Annotated in this window: 1 protein-coding gene; it reads right to left on the bottom strand. The window is 43.3% G+C overall.

What is annotated here, in order from left to right; translation table 11 throughout:
• The coding region (locus tag ACNPNW_RS06335) for a hypothetical protein (RefSeq protein WP_448766760.1) at positions 1-720 on the bottom strand (720 nt) is incomplete at both ends.

The following is a 720-nucleotide window of genomic DNA, read 5'->3' as shown; positions in this document are numbered from 1 at the left end:
TGCGCATGTAGTGTGATCTGGATATTGTTAATGTCACCACTAAAGTCTTTTGGTGGTGTCACTGTAATCGATGGTAAGCTTGGTGAAACGCCATTGTAATTATTTGGAATGTCTATTCGATAGCCATTCGACGATTCTGTTGTAGTAATGGTGTGAGACTGTCCACCTACAGTTAAGGTTGTACCTGCTGGTAACCCCGTAATGGTCATCCAGCGTTGCTCACTACCATCGGTGTCGGCATTCGAATTTCCATCGTCACCAGTCACCAATGTCACTTGCAACAAATTAGTCAAATTAAGTGCAGTATCTTCCGCAATCTCTATACTGCTTGTATCAACAAAATTATTGCCATCTGAAATTTTCAGATCGATACCGTCCGTAACCGCCTGAACATTGACCACGACTGTTGCAGTACTGGTTGCACCGTTAACACCAGAAACTTTAGCACCGTTATCGTCAACTTCATAACTGGTTACACTTACCGTTACGGTAAAATTGGCATAACTTTCCGCAGGTGGTAAAACCTTTAATGCTTCAAACTCAGCAGACGTCATCTCCAAAGCATCTTCTGGTATGGTTTCATCAGTCGGATGATTAACATCGCTTAACCAAATGGAGATATTGCCGCCATTCGATGTGAATAATGTAGCACCAGTATCAGATAAGAGCGCTGCGCCAGCAAGAATACCGCTTAAGCTAATCACGCCTAAACGCTCTGGG

The organism is Acinetobacter endophylla, from assembly GCF_053543775.1.
This window is presented reverse-complemented; position numbering and strand designations above follow the sequence as displayed.